This is a genomic window from Hungatella hathewayi WAL-18680 (assembly GCF_000235505.1).
Lineage (GTDB): Bacteria > Bacillota > Clostridia > Lachnospirales > Lachnospiraceae > Hungatella_A > Hungatella_A hathewayi_A.
Genome location: NZ_JH379027.1, coordinates 1741589 through 1763583 on the forward strand (window position 1 = coordinate 1741589; position 21995 = coordinate 1763583).

17 protein-coding genes are annotated in these 21995 nt (G+C 52.0%); 13 read left to right on the forward strand and 4 right to left on the reverse strand.

Annotated elements, in window-relative coordinates; all coding sequences use genetic code 11:
- The coding region (locus tag HMPREF9473_RS07845; RefSeq protein WP_006779545.1) for a PAS domain-containing protein at positions 1–3378 on the reverse strand (3378 nt) is incomplete at its 3' end.
- A 116-nt stretch (positions 3379–3494) separates the two neighbouring features.
- On the reverse strand, positions 3495–3878 hold the full coding sequence (locus HMPREF9473_RS07850; protein ID WP_006779546.1) for a hypothetical protein: 384 nt from the start codon (positions 3876–3878) through the stop codon (positions 3495–3497).
- Positions 3879–4077: 199 nt separating this feature from the next.
- On the opposite strand from HMPREF9473_RS07850, the gene HMPREF9473_RS07855 reads away from it, so the two are divergent.
- The 3 genes from HMPREF9473_RS07855 to HMPREF9473_RS07865 all read left to right on the forward strand — a co-directional run bounded on the left by HMPREF9473_RS07855 (position 4078) and on the right by HMPREF9473_RS07865 (position 8327).
- Entirely contained in the window at positions 4078–5775 is a 1698-nt protein-coding gene (locus HMPREF9473_RS07855; protein ID WP_006779547.1) for a glutamine--tRNA ligase/YqeY domain fusion protein, read from the forward strand.
- 113 nt (positions 5776–5888) lie between these two features.
- Entirely contained in the window at positions 5889–7319 is a 1431-nt protein-coding gene (locus HMPREF9473_RS07860; protein ID WP_006779548.1) for a PLP-dependent aminotransferase family protein, read from the forward strand.
- A gap of 18 nt (positions 7320–7337) precedes the next feature.
- Entirely contained in the window at positions 7338–8327 is a 990-nt protein-coding gene (locus tag HMPREF9473_RS07865; protein ID WP_006779549.1) for a hypothetical protein, read from the forward strand.
- 75 nt (positions 8328–8402) lie between these two features.
- Here the strand turns inward: HMPREF9473_RS07865 and HMPREF9473_RS07870 are convergent, their stop codons facing one another.
- A complete protein-coding gene (locus HMPREF9473_RS07870) occupies positions 8403–8909 on the reverse strand; it encodes a hypothetical protein (protein ID WP_006779550.1) in 507 nt (168 codons plus the stop codon).
- A 274-nt stretch (positions 8910–9183) separates the two neighbouring features.
- Here HMPREF9473_RS07870 and HMPREF9473_RS07875 point away from each other — a divergent pair, with 274 nt between their 5' ends.
- From HMPREF9473_RS07875 to guaB, 4 genes are all read left to right on the forward strand, one after another.
- A complete protein-coding gene (locus HMPREF9473_RS07875; protein ID WP_006779551.1) occupies positions 9184–9468 on the forward strand; it encodes a co-chaperone GroES in 285 nt (94 codons plus the stop codon).
- Between the two features lie 78 nt (positions 9469–9546).
- Entirely contained in the window at positions 9547–11169 is a 1623-nt protein-coding gene (groL, locus tag HMPREF9473_RS07880) for a chaperonin GroEL (protein ID WP_006779552.1), read from the forward strand.
- 32 nt (positions 11170–11201) lie between these two features.
- On the forward strand, positions 11202–11699 hold the full coding sequence (locus tag HMPREF9473_RS07885; RefSeq protein ID WP_006779553.1) for a DUF6106 family protein: 498 nt from the start codon (positions 11202–11204) through the stop codon (positions 11697–11699).
- Positions 11700–11946: 247 nt separating this feature from the next.
- Positions 11947–13401, forward strand: a complete 1455-nt coding sequence (gene guaB, locus HMPREF9473_RS07890; protein ID WP_006779554.1) for an IMP dehydrogenase — start codon at positions 11947–11949, stop codon at positions 13399–13401.
- A 126-nt stretch (positions 13402–13527) separates the two neighbouring features.
- Here guaB and HMPREF9473_RS07895 read toward each other — a convergent pair whose 3' ends face one another.
- The gene (locus HMPREF9473_RS07895; protein WP_006779555.1) at positions 13528–14331 is read right to left on the reverse strand and encodes a helix-turn-helix domain-containing protein; all 804 of its coding nucleotides are present in this window, start codon (positions 14329–14331) and stop codon (positions 13528–13530) included.
- 168 nt (positions 14332–14499) lie between these two features.
- Between HMPREF9473_RS07895 and HMPREF9473_RS07900 the strand changes: the two genes are divergently transcribed.
- Genes HMPREF9473_RS07900 through HMPREF9473_RS07925 form a run of 6 tightly spaced genes read left to right on the forward strand, consistent with a single transcriptional unit; the run spans position 14500 to position 21909 of the window.
- Positions 14500–15540, forward strand: coding sequence for a sugar ABC transporter substrate-binding protein (locus HMPREF9473_RS07900; protein ID WP_006779556.1), 1041 nt, complete (start codon positions 14500–14502; stop codon positions 15538–15540).
- Positions 15541–15576: 36 nt separating this feature from the next.
- Positions 15577–17070: a sugar ABC transporter ATP-binding protein gene (locus HMPREF9473_RS07905; protein WP_242830789.1), complete on the forward strand. Its 1494-nt coding sequence runs from the start codon at positions 15577–15579 to the stop codon at positions 17068–17070.
- Positions 17071–17089: 19 nt separating this feature from the next.
- Entirely contained in the window at positions 17090–18058 is a 969-nt protein-coding gene (locus HMPREF9473_RS07910; protein WP_006779558.1) for an ABC transporter permease, read from the forward strand.
- Positions 18059–18074: 16 nt separating this feature from the next.
- On the forward strand, positions 18075–19808 hold the full coding sequence (locus HMPREF9473_RS07915) for a glycoside hydrolase family 3 protein (protein WP_006779559.1): 1734 nt from the start codon (positions 18075–18077) through the stop codon (positions 19806–19808).
- Positions 19809–19847: 39 nt separating this feature from the next.
- Positions 19848–21050: a lactonase family protein gene (locus HMPREF9473_RS07920; protein WP_006779560.1), complete on the forward strand. Its 1203-nt coding sequence runs from the start codon at positions 19848–19850 to the stop codon at positions 21048–21050.
- A 46-nt stretch (positions 21051–21096) separates the two neighbouring features.
- Positions 21097–21909, forward strand: coding sequence for an HAD family hydrolase (locus HMPREF9473_RS07925; RefSeq protein WP_034858993.1), 813 nt, complete (start codon positions 21097–21099; stop codon positions 21907–21909).
- Positions 21910–21995: the final 86 nt, after the last annotated feature.

The following is a 21995-nucleotide window of genomic DNA, read 5'->3' on the forward strand; positions in this document are numbered from 1 at the left end:
TTTTTTGGAATCCTCGTCGAAGGCGTTGGCGGACAGGGCGATGATGGGGATGGTGCGGGCGTCTGGGTGGCCGCAGGTGCGGATGCGGCGGGTGGCTTCTAAGCCGTCCATGACGGGCATGCGGATGTCCATGAGGATGGCGTCAAACCGGCCGGGCTCTTCGCTGCAGAAGAACTCCAGGGCCTCCTGGCCGTTGGCGGCGCACTCCACCGTGAGGCCGTTCATCTCAAGAAGAGTCTGGGCAATCTCCCGATTGAGCTCGTTGTCCTCAGCCAGAAGGATGCGCCGGCCATGGAAGTCGGGCAGGGATACCGGTGTTTTGGTGTCCGCCTGTTCGGAGACCTCCTCGGGAGCGTAGGAGAAGGCCAGCGTGAAGAAGAACCGTGACCCTTTTCCCACTTCGCTCTGCACCTCCAGAATGCCGCCCATCATCTGGACCAGACGGTAGGAGATGGACAGCCCCAGTCCCGTGCCGCCCTGGCGGGAAGCCGTGCTGGCGTCCGCCTGCTCGAAGGGATTGAAAATGCGGGACAGAGAGGATGGCTCAATTCCACAGCCGGTGTCCATAACAGAAAAGCGGTACACCGCCTTCGGCTCCGTCTCCAATTCCTCCACACGGACCGTGATGCCGCCCTGGGAGGTGAATTTTACCGCGTTGCCGATCATATTTACCAGCACCTGGTTCAGCCGCAGGCTGTCTGCCCGAAGCAGCCGGTTTCGAACCCGTCCGTCCTCCAGGCGCATACTCAGTCCCTTTTCCTGGGCCTGGGCGTGAAACAGGGAGTTGAGACTTTCCAGAAGCTGTGACAAATCCAGGGCGCCGTAGTTCAATTCCAGTTTGCCGCTCTCGATGCGGGACATGTCCAGGATATCATTTACCAGGTTTAGCAGGTAGACATTGGACGACTCAATCTTCTCAAGACAGTCCAGTGTCTTGGCCGAATCGTGCACCACACTCTTGGCGATGGTCGTCATGCCGCTGATGGCATTCATGGGCGTTCGAATCTCATGGGACATCCGGGACAGGAAATCCGTTTTGGCCTGGCTGATGGCGTCCGCCTTGGATTTCATGATAAAGGAGGGAACAATCTTCACCAGCTCCATGAGAAGCTTCCGATGCTCCTTCGTCCAGACAAATCCCTTCTTATCCACCTCAAAGCTCATAGAGCCCACATACTCGCCGTAATCCCAGATGCCGGCGTGAAGGCAGGAGGCGATGTTGGAAATGCCGTCCCGGAGGTTGTGGTCCGCCAGACCGTCCTCGTCGTACATGGCGGAGCAGAGCTCAAAGTCCTCCTCGGAGACATAGAAATCCTGTCCCAGCTGAAGGTCGGAGCGCCTTCTTGCCCACTGGTAGGAAAAACGGTAGGTCAGATATGCCCGGTTCGCCTCGATGATGGAGACCCTGTCAAATCCGCAGGTTTTGCCCACACGGGCCAGCAAAAGGCTGACAGCGTCGTCCAGACTTTTGGTCTTCCCCAGCAAATCCAGGGCGAAGGAACCCAAATCGCCGTCCGCCAGGGAACTGCCGGTCTCGATTTCATTTATCAGATGTTCCTCCGTATCGATCTGTGCCAGGCGGGCATCCGCAATCTGCGCGTCCAGATAGGAGCAGGCCGTCCCCTTGTTGTTTTCCTTGACGAATTTCAGAGTGCTGGCCGCACAGCGGTAGAGGGTGTTGTAATCACCGGCCGCCTCCGTGCTGCACATGCCGACACTGACGGAGACTTGGATATCCCGCTCCGTTTTCTCCAATATATTCCTCGCCAGCCTGGCCAGCCTTACGCCGGTCTGGCTGGCAGTCTTTCTGTCCCGCTTTTTGAGAAACAGCATAAATTCATCGCCGCCCAGACGAATCAGAATATCGTCCGGCTTCGTCTCAGCTTTCAATAAATCGGCTGTCTCCTGGAGAACGGCGTCGGCAAAGACGCGCCCTTCCTTTTGATTGATAATGTCGAAGTCGTCCATATCCAGAAGCACCAGCATGCCATGTTCGCGGGCGGGCCGTCTGCTCAAATAATCCTGAATCATCTGGATGCCCGTCTCCCGGTTGTATAGTCCGGTCAGCCGGTCTCTGGAGCGTGCCTCAAGAAGCGCCAGTTCCATCTCCTTCTGGCGGTTGATATCCTCCAGAATGCCGATGACCAGCTGCGGCGCCCCGTTTTTGTCAATCCGGATGACGGAGAGAGTCTGCCGGCACCAGTAGCTCCCGTTGCCTCCCCGAAATTCGCAGGAAGCCGTATGCTCTCCCCGGTGAATGCGTTTGTACATCTCATAAAAGGCAGGCCGGAATTCCTCATCCACCTGGGCTTCGGCGAAGCTGCCGGGCATGTCCGTGTAGCGGGTCTCACATTTGTAAATGTTACAGGTGCGCTCCGGTACCAGGCAGGTGCCGGTCTGGGGATAATAGTAAATCTCACAGGTGTTGGTGTGCTCTAGCGCCAGGTGCAGGATTTCATTGCTGGCCTCCACCTGCTCGGTGAGCCGCTCATTTTGCTGCTCCGCCATTTTCTGCTCATTGATATCCAGGAACACGCTCTGAATCACCTGTTCCCCGTCGGTGTCGATAATCATCTCGGCCCTGCCGATAATCCAGCATTGGTTTCCGTCCTTCTGAATCATCCGGTATTCAAAGGGATTCATATCCCCCGGCTGCCGCAGCCGCTCCACCTCCGCCAGCACCCTGTCGCGGTCCTCAGGGGCAATCAGGCTGGCAAGATCCCAGTCCCGCTTGCTCCAGAATTCCTCCGGCGTGTAGCCAAAGAGGCGGATGGCCTCCTGGTTGGCATTCTTAAATTCGACGGCTCCGTCCACCATCCGGTACTGGACGATTCCGGTCAGCACCGAGTGAAACAGATGGTCATAGTGGGCCGCCTGCTTTTCCAGCCGCTCCTGGTACTCCTTCTCCGCGGAAATATCCCGGATCACGCTGATGCATATCTGCCGCCCGTCCTCGGCCACGGCCTTCTTTCCCACATCGTTGACCCAGAGATAGCTGCCGTCCTTCTTTAACATGCGGTACTGCACTTCATAAGGCTTTCCGGCTTCAAATGCCTTGTCAACCGTAAGGCCGACCCGCTCCCTGTCGTCGGGATGGGTGCAGTTGATGACCAGCCCGTCTATGGCGGCCACAAACTCCTCGAAGGTAAAGCCTAAGTAGCTGAGCATGTAATCATTGACATAGTAGAGGGGAAATCCTGGCTCTAAGTAGCCGCCTATCATGCCTCCCGGCAGATTCTGCCCCAGAATGTCGAGAGATTTTGCCCCCACATTATGCTCCTGCACGGAGCGGTTTAAGGGAGCGGCAGGGAAATACTCCTCCGGCTGCCGGTTCCCGGAATGTGCTGTGTTTGGTTGTTCAGTGTAATCGGTGTCCATTGGGTTCCTTCTTTCCGCAATCACAATACGACTGTCCTGCTTTTACGATTCCGCATAACAAAATAAAAGGGGCGGGAGTTTTCTCACTCCCGCCGAATCAATCATTTGCGATACTCTTATTTTAATCTCACTACGTGCTGGCAGTAAACATAGACATTCTGAATCTTCTTTGCCTGCTCGCCTTCTTCACCGAGGATGATCGGCTGTGTGCCGGATGGAGTTACGTACAATTTAATGGCTACGGCATCCTGGCCAATCTTCATCTCTCTGGTTGCTTTGTATGGGAATTCCCTGCGCTCAATGCCTATGTAATCATAGATAACGTTCTCCAGCTCCTTGCTGATAAAACATCTCTGTACTTCCGCGTCGAAGTTCATGTCGAGAATCGCCTTGGCCTCCTCAAAGGTCAGTGCGGTGAAACGAAAATCCCCGTTAACCAGTATCTGCGCCAGTGATTCATTGTCCAGTAATAATAATGGAGCATTGTTGTCAGTATCCATAAAATACCTCCTTCTTGCAAGTTCACAGTTTTTTAATTGTGTATAAGAATATTATAATCATTAATTGTTAAATAGTCAACGAATTCAGAATCTTTTATTTATCGTTATAATATTATCAAACTATAAATCCCCCCTTTTCGAAACTACTGAAATATGATATGATTACCTAATATTAGGATACCAACGATGGAGGGATACGATGGAAGAAGTGACAAAAGTTTTAGAAACAGCAGAAAAAGAGGAGACTGTGTCTAAGAACTTTATTGAGCAGGAGATAGAGAAGGATTTGGCGGAGGGCGTCTACGACCATGTGCAGACACGTTTTCCACCGGAGCCCAACGGTTACCTGCATATCGGACATGCCAAGTCCATTTTGCTCAATTACGGTCTGGCAAAGAAGTACAACGGCAAATTCAATATGCGTTTTGATGACACCAATCCGACCAAGGAGAAGGTGGAGTTTGTGGAGTCCATTCTGGCCGACATCAAGTGGCTGGGGGCTGACTTTGAGGACAGGCTGTTTTTTGCGTCCAATTATTTTGAGCAGATGTATGAGTGCGCCGTCTTCTTAATTAAGAAGGGAAAGGCGTTTGTCTGCGATTTGACGGCCGATGAGATTCGGGAGTACCGGGGGGATTTCAAGACTCCGGGCAAGGAGAGTCCCTACCGGAACCGGAGCGTGGAGGAAAACCTGAAATTATTCGAGGAAATGAAGGCCGGCGTTTACCAGGACGGCGAGAAGGTCTTGAGAGCAAAGATTGACATGGCCTCCCCGAATATCAATATGAGAGACCCAGTCATCTACCGTGTGGCCCACATGAGCCATCACAATACCGGCGACGCCTGGTGCATTTACCCGATGTATGATTTTGCACATCCCATCGAGGATGCCATTGAGCATATCACCCACTCCATCTGTACGCTGGAGTTTGAGGACCACCGGCCGCTTTACGACTGGGTGGTGAGAGAGTGCGAGTTTGAGAATCCGCCGAGACAGATTGAGTTTGCCAAGCTGTATTTGACCAATGTGGTGACCGGCAAGCGGTATATCAAGAAGCTGGTGGAGGACGGCATCGTGGACGGCTGGGACGACCCGAGACTGGTGTCCATCGCGGCCCTTCGAAGAAGAGGTTATACGCCGGAGTCCATCCGCATGTTTGTGGATTTGGTGGGCGTTTCCAAGGCCAACAGCTCCGTGGACTATGCGATGCTGGAATACTGTATCCGCGAGGATTTGAAGTTAAAGAAGTCGAGAATGATGGCGGTTCTGGACCCCATTAAGCTGGTGATTGACAACTACCCGGAGGGACAGGTGGAAATGCTGGACGTTCCCAACAACCTGGAGAACCCGGAGCTTGGCGAGCGGAAGGTGCCGTTTGCGAAGGAACTCTATATCGAGCGGGAAGATTTCATGGAGGAGCCGCCAAAGAAATATTTCCGTCTCTTCCCTGGCAATGAGGTCCGCCTGATGGGAGCCTACTTTGTCACCTGCACCGGATGTGAGAAGGATGAGAATGGTAATGTGACCGTTGTCCACGCCACCTACGACCCAGAGACGAAGAGCGGTTCCGGCTTTACGGGGCGGAAGGTGAAGGGAACTATCCACTGGGTGGCCGTTCCGACGGCGGTACAGGCGGAGTGCCGTCTGTATGAGAACATTGTGGATGAGGAGAAGGGGAAATTAAATGCGGACGGAAGTCTGAATCTGAATCCCAACTCCCTGACCATTTTAAAGGAGTGCTACGTGGAGCCGAATTTCGGGGATGCGAAGGCTTACGACAGCTACCAGTTTGTGAGAAATGGCTTCTTCTGCGTGGACTGCAAGGACAGCACGCCGGAGCATCTGGTGTTCAACCGGATTGTGTCGTTGAAGAGCTCTTTTAAGCTAAATAAATAGGAATTAGAGATAGTAGAAGGACAACCAGATAGAAGAAAGGCTGATGCGGATTGTGATAATGCGAATCAGCCTTTCTTCGTAAGCGTGCCGGCAATGAGGAGGAAGGATGCCTTATGGAGCTGATGATTCCGTTAAATACCCGCTCAGGGGTTCCCATGTACGAGCAGATATATAGTTATATGAAAGAAGAAATACGGAAGGGGAATCTAAAGGCGGCCACCAGACTGCCTTCCACCAGAGTTCTGGCGGAGAATCTGAAGGTGAGCCGGAGCACCACCCAGATGGCCTATGAGCAGCTGGTGTCGGAGGGATATATTGAGACGGTTCCCTGCAAGGGCTATTATGTGACCAGGATTGAAGAACTGGTGGAGGTGAAGCAGGCCGCCGGGGAGGATTTCCGGGCAGGGCTGGAGGCGGCGCCGCATGAGCGCTATCAGGTGGATTTTTCGCCGAGAGGGATTGATTTGAATCATTTTCCATATAATGCATGGAGAAAGGTGACGAAGAATACCCTGGTGGATGACAACAAAGAGCTGTTTCTCACGGGGAATCCCCAGGGGGAGGCGGCGCTGCGGGAGGCTATCCGGGGATATCTTCACTCGGCCAGAGGAGTGAACTGCAGCCAGGAGCAGATTATCGTGGGCGCGGGGAGCGAGTACCTGCTGATGCTGCTGTCCCGGATTCTGGGAACGGAGCATGTGATTGCCATGGAGAGTCCCACCTACAAGCAGGCGTATCTGGTACTGGACAGTCTGGGTTATCCGGTGGTTCCGGTGGAAATGGACCGCTATGGGCTCAGTGCAAAGCTGTTGGAGGAGAGCGGGGCCGATATCGCCCATGTGATGCCGTCCCACCAGTACCCTATGGGGATTGTGATGCCGGTGAAACGGCGGCAGGAGCTGTTAAACTGGGCGGGGAAGAGTCCGTCCCGGTATCTCATAGAGGATGATTACGACAGTGAGTTCCGCTACAAGGGCAAGCCGATTCCGGCGCTCCAGGGGATGGACAGCGCCGGGAAGGTTATCTATATCGGGACATTCTCCAAGTCCATTGCGCCGGCCATCCGTGTCAGCTATATGGTGCTGCCGGCGCCGCTGATGGAAAATTATCAGAAGAAGGCCGGATTCTACGCGTCCACAGTGTCCAGGATTGACCAGAATATTCTGTACCAGTTTCTGGTGGACGGGTACTATGAGCGTCATCTGAACCGGATGCGGGCGATTTACAAGGCGAAACATGACACGCTGATGGCGGCCCTCAAGGAACTGGAAGCGGAGTTTTCGGTGAAGGGGGAGTATGCGGGGCTTCATGTGCTGCTGACCCATAAAAAGGGCCGGCCGGAGAGCTGGCTTGTGGAGCGGGCGAAGAAGTCGGGGGTGAAGGTGTACGGCTTGTCGTCCTATTTCATTCATCCGCAGCATAATATGTATCCGTCCACAGTGGTTCTGGGATATGCCAATTTGGATATGGAGGAGATTGAGCGGGGGATTGCGTTGTTGAAAGATGCCTGGGGAGAGGAACCTGGGAATAATACTGTGAAATAAGAGAGGATAGAATATTTGATGAAACCGGAAGATATCAAACGAAAGCTGGGGGAGCTGAGGGAGAATGCGGGAAAGACCGGGATGGGGGCTTTCCAGTGGTTTCAGGGACATGAGAGACTTCTGGTGGTCGCGGGAGCACTGGTTGTCATCGTACTGGTGGTGGCGGTGGTGCCTGGACGCAGGGGAGATGGAAATGCCGGCGGAGGAGATTTGGGGCCGGCGGTAACGCCGGCCCAGTTGGCCAGCCCGGCAGATGCCAGTCCGGCGGATGCGGGCCAGATGGCCGGTAACGGCTCCAATTCGGCCCAGGAAGGCGGGAGAATGCGTCAGGGCAGAATTCCCGGCCCACAGCTGGAAACGGACCAAATCGAGCTTCTGGACGGTCTGGCGGCGGCGTTAAAGAGCCGGGACCTGGAAGCCGGCGGCGCCATGCTGCTGGACAACGAGCAGAAGCTGGATTACCTGTTCTACCAGGTGATGAAGGGCGAGCCATATCTCTACCGGGATGGCACATTGTCCTCCGAACTGGAAGGTGAGGGTCTGGTGATGACCCGGCCGGTGGCGGCATTTTACGGAACCTTTGAAAATGGGATGCCGGAGGGCGCCTGCGTGGCCATCCAGGGAATCGAGCTGGACGGAGTCCGCTATGATTACGCCGACGGAATCTGGTCAGGTGGGAAGTTAAACGGTGAGGCGGAGGCCGGATATCATTATTATAATGGAAGCGGGGAAGGCGAGAGCCAGGCGGTGAAACGGATTGGCCGGTTTGTGGACGATTTGATGGACGGAGCATTTACCTATGAGACGGTGAGCTCCGACGGGGAAGTGACGGTCTGGGATATGGAAGCGGAAGATGGCAGGACGAAGTTTGACGAGCGATGGCTCCACGATGACGAAAAACAGTATTATTATCTGCCGTCCAGAGAGATAGACAGCCACACGTATGTGGTTCCGGACGACGAGGCGGAAGATATCCGCTGGCGCAATATGCTGCTGTGGGGGGAATAGAAGAGAAGCAGTTTCCATAAAATACGGGCGGAGTGGTCATCCACTTCCGCCCGTTTTGTTGCTGTGTTAATGCATTTACATCTCGTCGTCTTCAATTGTGGTGGACATGCTGCTCTCCACGGCATGCTTCACGGCCTCGGCTGTCTCTGTCACGGCGCTTTTCACCATGTCGGACATGTCTTTGGCGTTCTCGGCGGTGTCCTCTGCCTTCTCGACAGCTTTTTCCGCCGTATCCTGGACTTTCTGAACGGCATCATCGGTGGTAACGCTGACAGCGTCTGTCACGGCGTCCTCCGCGTCATACATCACTTCCGCAGCCTTTTTCATAACATCCTTTGCGGCATCCTTCACGGCCTCAGCCGTGTCTTCTTTTTTGTCACCTAAAGTGACATAGGTGCGCCCGGTCTCCGATGCATGCGGCAGTTCCCCGTCAAACTCATCGTCATCCCCCTCAAAATCATGGAAATCTTCATCCAGCTCATTGTTAAAGGACTTGTATTTCAGAAAATAAGAGATGCCGGCAGCGATGACACCTGAGACGGTTGCCAGTGCGACAAACTTACCAAATTTTTTCTTAGCCATAATCGAGTTCTCCTTCCTGAATCCTGGTTATGATATATTATGTTCTATTTTAATACGAATACCACAAAAAAGAAAGGCATATATTTAATAAAATTTTATAAACTATCTAAAGACAGGGAAAAATATGCAAAAATTTAGCACTCAACTCTTGACAGTGCTAACAATGAGTGATATAACATTCTTGTACGTTAAAACAGCCGGATTTCTGAAGACGGTGACGTAAGAGAGAAGTTTCCGGTCAGGAATCTAATATGAATTGAGGAGGAATTGGAATATGAAGTTAGCACCATTATTTGACAGAGTCGTTTTAAAGCAGCTGGTGGCTGAAGAAACTACCAAGTCCGGCATTGTACTTCCGGGTCAGGCAAAGGAGAAACCACAGCAGGCAGAAGTTATCGCTGTTGGACCAGGCGGAGTGGTAGACGGCAAAGACGTTACCATGCAGGTAAAAGTGGGCGATAAGGTTATTTTCTCCAAGTATTCAGGAACAGAGGTGGAGATGGACGACGAGAAGTTCGTGATTGTGAAACAGAACGATATTCTTGCCGTGATTGAGTAGGAATCATACAGAAGATAGATTGGAATCAGAATAAGGAACAGAGACGATAGATTATAAATCATTTGGAGGTTGAGAGACATGGCAAAAGAAATTAAATATGGCGTGGATGCCAGAAAAGCATTGGAATCAGGTGTTAACCAGCTGGCGAATACGGTTCGCGTGACATTGGGACCGAAAGGAAGAAACGTAGTTCTGGATAAATCCTTCGGCGCTCCGCTGATCACCAACGACGGTGTGACCATCGCAAAAGAGATTGAGCTGGCAGACGCATTTGAGAACATGGGGGCCCAGCTTGTGAAGGAAGTGGCAACCAAGACCAACGATGTGGCCGGTGACGGTACCACAACCGCTACGGTTCTGGCCCAGGCTATGATTAACGAGGGTATGAAGAACCTGGCAGCAGGCGCGAACCCAATCGTTCTGAGAAAAGGTATGAAGAAAGCTACGGACGCAGCTGTGGAGGCTCTTGCAAAGATGAGCCAGCCGATCAACGGCAAGGAGCAGATTGCCAGAGTAGCCGCTATTTCCGCATCTGACGATGAGGTGGGCGTAATGGTATCCGACGCCATGGAGAAGGTTTCCAACGACGGCGTTATCACCATCGAAGAGTCCAAGACCATGAAGACCGAGTTGGATTTGGTAGAAGGTATGCAGTTTGACAGAGGTTACGTTTCCGCTTATATGTGCACCGATATGGATAAGATGGAAGCCAACTTAGATAACCCATACATCCTGATTACCGACAAGAAGATTGCTAACATTCAGGAGATTCTTCCGGTTCTGGAGCAGATTGTACAGTCCGGCGCAAGACTGCTGATTATCGCTGAGGATATCGAGGGCGAGGCTCTGACCACCCTGATTGTCAATAAACTGAGAGGCACCTTCAATGTAGTAGGCGTGAAAGCTCCTGGCTACGGCGACAGAAGAAAAGAGATGTTACAGGATATCGCGATTCTGACAGGCGGTACCGTGATTTCCGAGGAGCTTGGTCTGGAATTAAAGGATGCAACCCTGGATCAGTTAGGCCGTGCAAAATCTGTGAAAGTACAGAAAGAGGCTACGGTTATCGTGGACGGCGAGGGCGACAAGTCCGCTATCACCGCAAGAGTTGCCCAGATCCGCGCTCAGATTGAGGAGACGACTTCTGACTTCGACAGAGAGAAATTGCAGGAGAGACTGGCGAAGCTGGCAGGCGGCGTAGCGGTTATCCGTGTGGGCGCAGCTACCGAGACAGAGATGAAGGAAGCAAAACTCCGTATGGAGGACGCTCTGGCAGCAACCAGAGCAGCTGTGGAAGAGGGTATTATCGCAGGCGGCGGTTCCGCTTACGTTCACGCGATGAAGGATGTTGAGGCAGTGATTGAGAGTCTGGATGGCGACGAGAAGACTGGCGCCAAGATTATCTTAAAGGCTCTGGAAGCTCCGTTATTCCACATTGTGGGCAATGCAGGTCTGGAGGGCGCAGTCATTATCAACAAGGTAAAAGAGTCTCCGGTAGGCACAGGATTTGACGCATACAAGGAAGAGTATGTGAACATGATTGAAGCAGGTATTCTGGACCCGGCCAAGGTGACCAGAAGCGCACTGCAGAATGCGACAAGTGTGGCATCTACCCTGTTGACAACCGAGTCCGTTGTTGCTAATATTAAAGAGGAAACACCAGCTATGCCGGCAGGCGCAGGCATGGGCGGGATGATGTAATTCCTAAACAACAATAAGAAAAGAGAAGACGAATGAATAATGAAGCATATGCCGAATGGCTGGTCAAGAGAAAGGCTCCGGCTTATACCTATGCAATCAAAGGCGTGATGATATTCCTGTGTGTGATTGGCGCGTTTCTGGCGCTGACCACGGTGTGGGGGATATTGATTCTGACTGCCATAGGTGCCGCCACGTTCTTTGTGTTCCAGGGGACGAATCTGGAATTTGAGTATCTGGTTGTGAACGACCAGCTGACCATTGACAAGATTATGGGGAAAGCCCGCAGAAAGAAAGCATGGGAGGGCACCATGGAAGAGGTGCAGATTGTGGCCCCGTCCGATTCCTATATGTTGAAGGATTATGAGCGGGCCGGGATGAAGACACTGGATTTCTCTTCCCACGCACCTGGAGCCAAGACATACAGTCTGATACATCAGGCTGGCGCCAACACGACCAAGGTCATCTTTGAGCCAAACGACAGAGTGCTTCACTGCCTGCGGATGAGAAGTCCCAGGAAGGTGATTCAGTAGTATAACTCGTTAAAGTTTTAAAGCAATATCACATCAGCCAGGAACCACGATGGAGTCCGCCGGAAACGGCCGGAAACCCTTATGGTTCCTGGCTTTTTTTGATAAAACAGACCAGGCTGCATCACCTGTTTTTGCAACCTTTTCATAAAGAAAAAAAGTTTCCGAAATTCTGTTTGACAAGCCCTCTAAAATTTGCTACACTATGTAACTAATAAGTAAAAAAACATAAGAAAGTGAGGAAATATTAATGGGTACAATTATTGGTGATGGCATTACTTTTGATGATGTACTGCTGGTTCCTTCTTATTCAGAAGTAATCCCGAATCAGGTAGATTTGACCACATATCTGACCAAAAAGATTAAACTTAACATTCCTTTGATGAGCGCCGGTATGGATACGGTGACTGAGCACCGGATGGCGATTGCCATGGCCAGACAGGGCGGTATCGGTATCATTCACAAGAACATGTCCATTGAGGAGCAGGCAGAGGAAGTAGATAAGGTAAAACGTTCAGAGAACGGTGTCATCACGGACCCATTTTATCTTTCCCCGGAACATACACTGAAGGACGCTGACGAGCTGATGGCTAAGTTCCGCATCTCCGGCGTTCCGATTACGGAAGGCAGAAAGCTGGTAGGTATTATCACCAACCGTGATTTGAAGTTCGAGGAGGATTTCAGCAAGAAGATTAAGGAATCCATGACATCGAAGAATCTGGTAACGGCCAGAGAGGGCATCACCATGCTGGAGGCCAAGCAGATTCTGGCTAAGGCGAGAGTGGAGAAGCTTCCTATCGTGGATGAGGACTTCAACCTGAAGGGACTTATCACCATCAAGGATATTGAGAAACAGATTAAGTATCCGCTGTCCGCCAAGGACGCACAGGGACGTCTGCTCTGCGGCGCCGGCGTTGGCATCACCGCCAATGTTCTGGACCGTGTGGACGCGCTGGTGAAGGCGAAGGTTGACGTGGTAGTTCTGGACTCCGCACATGGGCATTCCGTGAATGTAATCAACTGTGTGAAGATGATTAAGGAAAAATATCCGGAGCTTCAGGTGGTAGCCGGAAACGTGGCCACCGGTGAGGCAACGAAAGCTTTGATTGAGGCCGGCGCGGATGCCGTGAAAGTGGGCATCGGACCTGGTTCCATCTGTACCACCCGTGTGGTAGCCGGTATCGGCGTGCCGCAGATTACGGCGGTGATGGACTGCTACAATGTGGCAAAGGAGTATGGAATCCCGATTATCGCCGACGGCGGTATCAAGTACTCCGGCGATGTGACCAAGGCAATCGCGGCAGGCGGAAGCGTCTGCATGATGGGCAGCATGTTTGCCGGATGCGACGAGAGCCCGGGAACCTTCGAACTGTATCAGGGCAGAAAATACAAAGTATACCGCGGCATGGGCTCCATCGCAGCCATGGAGAACGGCAGCAAGGACCGCTACTTCCAGGCCGACGCCAAGAAACTGGTGCCGGAGGGCGTGGAAGGCCGTGTGGCTTACAAGGGCATGGTAGAGGACACCGTATTCCAGATGTTAGGCGGCTTGCGCGCCGGCATGGGCTACTGCGGAGCGTCCGACATCAAGACCCTCCAGGAGACCGGCAGATTCGTGAAGATTTCCGCCGCGTCATTAAAGGAGAGCCATCCTCACGATATCCATATCACGAAGGAAGCGCCGAATTACTCAATTGATGAGTAAGAGGAGTGGTTGGAATCACCATTCGCTGAGATAATAGAATGAGATAAATAGAAGAACGTGGGATTTTTCACCGGGTGAATTCGGTGGAAGGTCCCACGTTATTTTTGATTGGATATTGACAGTAATTTATGAGATAACCAGCTTGTCAGTGGTGGCTGACGGCGATATCTTGAATATTTTTTTGTAAGCGCGGTAGAAGGTGGAATAGTCGTTAAACCCGCACTGGAGATAGACGGAGGTGGGCGGAACCCCCTGCTGCATCAGGTCGTGGGCCAGCATACATTTCTGGGTGCGGACGTAGGACATCACCGGGGTGTGGAGCTGGTACTGCATTTTCTGCTGGAGGGAGGTGTTGGACATGTGAAGCCCCTGGCTGATATCGTCGATACAGGTGATGGTGACCAGATGGCTGTTGATGTAGGAGACGATGGCCCGGATTTCCTCATCCCTCTGTTCCGCGCTGATTTTCTGGAGATTTTCATTGCAAATCAGGGCGATAATAATGTTGAGCAGATTCACCAGGATAAAGATGCTGTTGTCAAAGGAGGAGCGGTCATAGAGCTTGTCCATCTGCACAAAAAAGGAGGGCAGCGCGGTATCCTGCAGATTGTACACTGTGCCCAGGCTCTTTAGGGCGGATTTGTAGTAATCCGGCAGCTGGGTGTCGTTGAACCGTATGACAAACCGCTCGTACATGACACCTGGATTGGCGTCAATATAGTGGAACTCCCCTGGCTTGATGACCAACAGGTTGGACGGCTTGACCTTGAAGGTATGATGCTGAATGGTCAGTTCCGCATCCCCGTGGATAAAATACAGAAATTCATAGGAGGTGTGGAAATGCTCCAGCTCCTGGTCGGAATCCGCCTTTGGCTGTAAATCAATCGCATGCTTGAAGGTGTAGCTGCTGTTTCTTAGGTCAAATATCATAAAATTTCTCCTGTTTTCCCCAAAAATCTATCTATATTATAATAAGAAAATGTTTAAAATGCAAACAATTATTATAATAATTGCAATATACTTATAGTCCATGAAATGATACTATGGAACCATCAGATAACCACTAATGAATCAAAGAGCGATAGGAGGAAGCGCAGGATGAAAAAATTTATGACAGCAGTTATGACGATGGGGATGGTTGCTGCATTGACAGCGTGCAGTCTGGAGGGACCTGGAAGTTCCAGTACGTCTGTGGCGGACACAACGGCCAAAACCGGCACGGCAGAAAGTGACAGCGGAACTACGGTTCAGGAAAACGGCAAGACGGAGAAGAGTGGCAAAATCGGAATGCTGGCCGGCAGTCTCGGGTATGATTTTCAGTTACAGATGAATAACGGAATCAAGAGGGCGGCGGAGGAGAATGGTTATGAGTACATGGTGTACGATTACAACTTTGATGCGGAAGCCATGCTGACCGGTATGGATGTGCTGGCCTCATCGGGAGTGGGCGCCTACTACGCGCTTTACGCGTCTCCGGAGTCCGCGGCATCCTTTATTGCGGAGCACAAAGATATCGGTGTGCTGACGCAGGGCATGCCGGTGGAGGGCGGCCAGGCGCAGACGAAAAACGATTACAGTCAGCTGGCAAACCAGTTTGTGGATTCCCTTGACAATTATGTGAAAGAGCATGAGATAAAAGAGGGCGAGATTGCCGCTCTATGGCTGGAGATCTGCGAGAATGAGGATAGCGAGTACTTTGCGGCGAAGGAGGAAATGAAGGGGATTATCACAGCCTGGGGGGAGAAGAACGGATTTACCTTTACCACGGAATTTTTCCCCAAGGATGATGAGGAAGCGGCCAACTATACGGCCCAGATTTTAAATGGACAGCCCAATGTGAAATTTGTGTTTGCTTTTAACAACGGCTTTGCCATAGCGGCGGCCAATGAGATTGCGGCGGCCAGAACGGATACCACGGATTATTTTGTATTTTCCAGTGAGGGTGACTCGGAGACCTTCCGTCTCATCAACGACAGCGCCAATCCGCTGCGCGGCTGTGCCTATATGAATATCGAGGAGTCCGGTTACAAGGTGGGACTTCAGCTGATTAACTGGGTGAAGAACGGCGTCATGGAGGATGTGGTCAACACCAAGGAGCTGGTGGATGACAGGAACGTTGCTGATTATCTGTCAAAATAAGAGAGACATTTCATTTCAGAATAAAAGGTGAGGAAGATGATGAACAGGAATAGCGTCATGTCATTAAACCATATCAGCAAATCCTTTCCCGGTGTTCGTGCATTACATGACATCAGCTTTGAGCTGGGCGAGGGGGAAGTCCTTGCCCTTCTCGGCGAAAATGGTGCGGGAAAATCGACCTTGATAAAATGTATCACAGGGGCCTACGGACCGACGGAGGGAAGCATTGAACTGTTTGGAAAAGAGTATCACACATTGACTCCGTCCATTGCGAGGGAGTGCGGAATCAGCGCGGTATACCAGGAATTTAATCTGGTGATGGACCTGCCCATAGTGGAAAATGTGTTTATGGGAAATAATCCCGGCCGTGGAATCCTGGTGGATTATCCGCAGATGTTGAAGCGGTGTAAGGAAGTGTTTGAAACCTTCGGCATTGATATTGACCCGGAGGATGATGTGAGCGTGCTGTCTCCGGCCATGATGCAGATTGTGGAGATCGCCAAGGCCACCATGCTGGATTTGAAGATATTGATTCTGGACGAGCCGACGGCGCCTCTGACGGCGAAGGAGATTAGAATCCTGTTTCAGATTATCGACAGGCTGAAACAGCAGGGAGTGTCCGTCATCTATATCTCGCACCGGTTGGAGGAGGTTTTTGAAATCTGTGACAGAGCCGTCGTTATCCGGGATGGGGAGATGGTGGGGGAGACGGCTGTGAAGGATACCAGCCGGACTCAGCTGATTAAGATGATGATAGGAAGGGAGCTGACAAGGCTGTTTCCTGTCAGGAAACCCCGCATCAGTGAGGAGGTCAGCTTAAGCCTCAGAAATGTTTCCGGAAATGGAGATGAGGATATCTCTTTTGAGGTACATAAAGGTGAGATTCTGGGCGTGGCAGGACTTGTGGGGGCCGGCAGAACGGAGCTGATGAGTGTCATTTTCTGTGATGTTCCCAGGGAGACGGGCAGCGTCTTCATTAACGGAAAGGAATTTAAGGGTACCCAGCCGTGGCATGCCATTGAGCAGGGGATATCCTATCTGCCGGAGGACAGAAAACGGCGGGGGTTATTGCTGGACAAGAGCATTGCCATCAATCTCTCTCTGGCCAGCATCAAAAAATGCTGCAAAAACGGAATCATTGACAGGAAAAAGGAGTTTAGCTGTGTGGACTTCTACTGCCGGAAATTCCGGGTGAAGACGCCGGATTATGAAAATGAGACACAGTATCTGAGTGGTGGCAACCAGCAGAAGGTGATTGTGGGAAAATGGCTGGCGACCAAAAGTGATATTGTGATTTTTGATGAGCCCACCAGAGGGATAGACGTGGGGGCGAAGTATGAGATTTATGAGATTATCAACCAGCTGGCGGATGAGGGAAAAACGATTATCGTCGTGTCCTCAGAGTTTGAGGAATTAATCGGGATTGCGGACCGCATTGTTGTCATGTCGGAGGGACGGCTGGCAGGTGAGGTCGGCAGAGAAGAATTTGACAAAGAACTGCTGCTGGATATGGCATCTGGCAGTCACTAGATAAGGGGGATATCATTTTATGAAATCAATTCTTTCAAAGGCCGGCACTGCGGCCAAAAAGTCCACGGCCCAGCTGATTTTAATTGTTTTAGTCATCTTTTTTGCCGTGGAATGCGGGAGTATGTTCTTTTCCGCCAACAACCTGATATCCATTGTGAGACAGGTTTCCACTATGGGGATTGCGGCACTTGGAATTTCGTTTCTGATGATTACCGGAAATCTGGATTTCTCCACCGGGCAGGTCTATGCTTTCGTGGGGACGATGACGGCTTTCCTGTTCTCTGCCGGCGTACCCATCACTCTTGCCATGCTGGTGGGGCTGGCTGGCGGCATTTTGATCTTCTGTCTGACCTGCTTCATTTCCATCAATTTTAAAATCAGCCGGCTGGTAGTCTCCATGGCGGTGGGGACGGCGGTCAGTGGTTTAAGCTGCATTATTGCAAGAAATAAGACGATCTATGGACTTCCGGACAGTATCAAGTGGCTGGGACAGGGGTATCTGTTTAATCTGATTCCTATTTCCACGGTGATTTTTCTGGGGCTGGCAGTGATAGTGTCGTTTCTATTTCGGAGAACTTATCTGGGGCGTTATCTGTTTGCCGTGGGCGGAAATGATGACGTGGCCAGGTTATCCGGAATTCATGTGAATAAAATCAAGTTTACGGCCAGTATCATCGGTGGTCTGCTGGTGGGAATTGCGGGACTGGTATCCATGTCCAGGACGTTTTCTGGAAGTCCGTTTTCGGGCGGTTCCCTTTCTCAGGATGTAATCTCGGCGGCGGTTCTGGGCGGTGTGTCCGTCTCAGGCGGAACCGGTAAGACATCGGGAATCGTCACCGGTGTGATTATCATAGGAACGCTGAGTGTGGGACTCAATATGATGGGACTCAACACCAACTCCCAGGATATTTTCAAGGGTTCCATGCTGCTTGTGGCGGTAATTCTGGATGCGCTGAGCAAGAAGCGGAAGGCTGGCATCAAAAAATAGTGGAGGGATTAATGGTATGATTGATATAGGAAGCAAACCTTTCAGATTAAATAAAGAGCAGAGAGACTGGGTTTATCAGACCCTCGCTTCCATGACGCCGGAAGAGAAGCTGGGACAGATGTTTGTGGATTTAAGCTATGGAGATTATGAGGAAACGTTTGTGAAGGATCGTCTGGAACGGACAAAGGCTGGCGGACTGCGATATATGAATCTGACGGCGAAGGAGATGCTGGAACACAACCGGATGTATCAGAAGCATTCGAAAATTCCGCTTCTGATTGCGGCCAATATCGAGGCAGGTGGGAATGGAGCCTGCAAGGATGGGACCAATGTGGGCTGTGAGGTGAAGGTGGCGGCCACCGGGGAGACGAAGGACGCATACCGGCTGGGATACATCGGAGCGGTGGAGGCGAAAGCCATTGGATGCAATTGGGCATTCACACCCATTGTGGATTTGAGTCTGAATTGGCGTAATCCCATCATTTCCACCAGAACCTGGGGCAGCAGGGTGGAGACGGTGATTGCCTGCGGCAGGGAGTGCCTGCGGGGCATTCATGACGGGGGACTTGCCGCCACGGCGAAGCATTTTCCGGGAGATGGGGTGGATGAGAGGGACCACCATTACAGCAGCACCGTCAATACCATGTCGGTGGAGGAATGGGATGAGACCTTTGGCAGGATATATGGTGAAATGATTGCGGGAGGCGTGGAGGCTGTGATGGCGGGACATATCATGCTGCCGTCCTACCAGAAGAAACTGAATCCGGAGATGAAGGAGGACGAAATACTGCCGGCATCCCTGTGTAAAGAACTGTTGACGGGACTGCTTCGGGAAAAACTGGGATTCAACGGGGTGATTGTGACGGACGCCTCCCACATGGTTGGATTCTCCAGCCGGATGTCCAGGCGGGACGCGCTGGCGGCGGCCATTCATGCGGGCTGTGACATGATACTGTTTTTCAATGATGTGGAGGAGGATTTGTCTTATCTTCGGGATGCTGTTTCGGATGGACGGCTGAGCATGGAGAGGATTGACGAGGCAGTGACGAGGATTCTGGCGCTGAAGGCGTCACAGGGACTTCACAGGCCGGTATGTTTAAGTGATGATGGTCTTTCCGTGGTGGGATGCGAGGAGCACCGGGCGGCCGCGGCAGAGATCAGCCGAAGGTCAGTGACCCTTGCCAAGCAGGTTGGGGAGACTCCATTGCCCATTACGGTGGAGAAATACCGGAGAATCATGATTGTGCCGGTGCACACTCCGACCCCGGAATTTGCCAAATTTGTGGGAGCGGTGAGCGGGGCGGTGAAGATTGCGGAGGATTTGAAAGAACGGCTTGCCGGGCTTGGTTTTGAGGTGGAGTTGTTTGTCTCCCCGCTGGCGAAGGCGGAAGGAAATCCGAAAAATGCTTACGACTACAAGGAGAGTATAGAGAAGTTTAAGCGCACGTATGATTTGGTTTTGACGGTGGCCAACTGTGGCTCTTTTGGGGTGACACAGCGGCTGAACTGGGATACGCCGAAGGGAGGATTTGAGGTGCCGTGGTATGTGTATGACGTGCCGGAACTATTTATTTCCTTCAACTGTCCCTTCCATCTGGCGGATGCGCCAGCGGTGAAAACCATGATAAACTGTTATGATTCCCAGGAATCGACGGTGGATGCGCTGATAGATAAGTTGACGGGCAGGGAGGAATTTACCGGGATAAGTCCGGTGGATGTGTTCTGTGGACTGATGGATACGCGGCTGTAACTGTCTGACCATGTTTTAGGAAAGAAGAGGAGTAAAAATATGGGTGAGAAAATATATGCGTGCTTTGGAGGTTTTTCAGACCAGTACTGGACGAAGCTGTCGGCGCCGGATATCAAGGGATACTGCGATGGGCTTACGGTCTGTGAAATGGACATGGAGACGGGAACGATGGAGGTGGTGTCCCAGAGCCACGGGGTGGACAGTCCCAGCACCCTGGTGGTTTCTCCAGACCAAAAGTATATTTATGCGGGGAATGAGGGGCATGATTACAAGGGAAGAGGGATGGGCGGCGGTGTGACGTCATTCCGCTTCGATATGGAGACAAAAACGGTGGAAGTGATTAACGAGTCTTACGCGTTTGGCGGTAGTACCTGTTATGTGACACTGGACCGGACCGGGAAGTATCTGTTTGTGGCAAACGGCGGTTCCAAGTTCTATGTGACCCGGGTGGAGGAGAAGGACGGGGAGTTTGTGCCCGTGGTCCTGCGTGATGAGGGCTGTGTCTGTGTGTTCCGCATCAGAGAGGACGGCGGCATCGGGAAACTGGTGGAGCGGGTGGTGCTCACGGGAACGGGGATTGACCCGGTGGAGCATGCCAGCGCGCATCCACATTCTGTGCTGGTGGATGAGGAGGACTATGTGATCATTCCTAACAAGGGTGGCGACGACATTTACGTGGGGAAATTTAACCGGGAAATGGAGAAGATTGAGATTCTCTCGATATTCAAAACGGAATTTGGCTCCTCGCCCCGCCATGCGGCCTTTGTGAAGGGGACGCCCTATGTGCTGGTGCAGAATGAGTATGACGGCCATGTGAACAGTTATTTCCTGGATAAAGAGAAGGGGGAGCTGCGGCGGATATCACGGCTGGATACGATTATAGAAGATTTGCCCCTTCCGGAGAACCAGCTGTTTGGGAAGAAGCATCCATGGGGGATTGATGTGCAGGTGCATCCCAACGGACGGTTTGTGTTTACCAACAATACGCAGGTTTCTGTTGATACGTTTGAGTTAAATGAGAAGGGGGAACTGAGTCTGAAATTCCAGTATTACCTGGATGTTCCCAGCATGACAAGAGGAATGCAGATGGACCGGGAGGGGCGTTTTTTGGTGGTGACCGGGGTGATGAATGAGCGGGCTTATATCTTCTCCATTGACCAGGAGGACGGACATCTGACTCCTGTATCGGAGGTGGAGCTGCCGACGCCCACAGCCCTGCGTTTCCTTTATCCGGAGCCATAACGGTTTGGAGGCTGTGGCAGACTATCATGGCAGGAAGGGAAAAAACGTGAAAATTCAGAAAGAGTATTTGGTTTGTATTGATTCGGACGGCTGTGCCATTGACTCCATGAATCGGAAGCATACCGAGTGCTTCGGCCCAGCCCTGGTGGAAGTCTGGGGGCTGGAGGGAATGCGGGATGTGGTTTTGGATAAGTGGAATGAGATTAATCTGTCTACCATGACAAGGGGCATCAATCGGTTTAAGGGGCTGGCGTTGATTCTGGAACAGCTGCATATCGAGAAGGAGGAGAATGTCTGGGCGTATACGGCGTGGAGCGAGCAGGCGAAGGAACTGTCCAACCAGGCGTTGTTAGAGGTATGCGAAACCTGCGGGAATCCGGTGTTTGAGCGGGCGGCGAGGTGGTCCTTTCTGGTCAACGAAAAGATAGAGGGATTGCCGGTATCCATGCCCTTTGCCGCGGTAAGAGGATGTATTGACAGGATGCACCGGGAGGCAGATATCTCCGTGGTCTCCTCCGCCAACGAGGAGGCGATTACGGATGAGTGGCGTTCCAGCGGGCTGATGGACCATGTGGACTATCTGTTCTCCCAGAGTGATGGGAGCAAGCGGGACTGTATCAGGAGCATGATTGAGCGGGGGTATGAGAGAGAGCATATCCTGATGATTGGAGATGCTCCCGGAGATTATGACGCCGCCGATTTTAACGGCGCCTGGTATTATCCCATTCTGGCCGGGAAGGAGGAGGAGTCCTGGGAGCGGCTGATGGAGTATTTTGAGCTGTTTGTGAAGGGGGAGTTTTCGGCGGAGATTCAGAGGGGGCTTACGCTGGAGATGAAGAGGAATTTAAATGAAACGTAGTAGGATGATTGCGCGGCTGTTCTGAATGAGAGGAAGAAGCGCACGGCCTGAGCCGGTTTTTGCGGGACCTTGACGAGTCTTTGTGA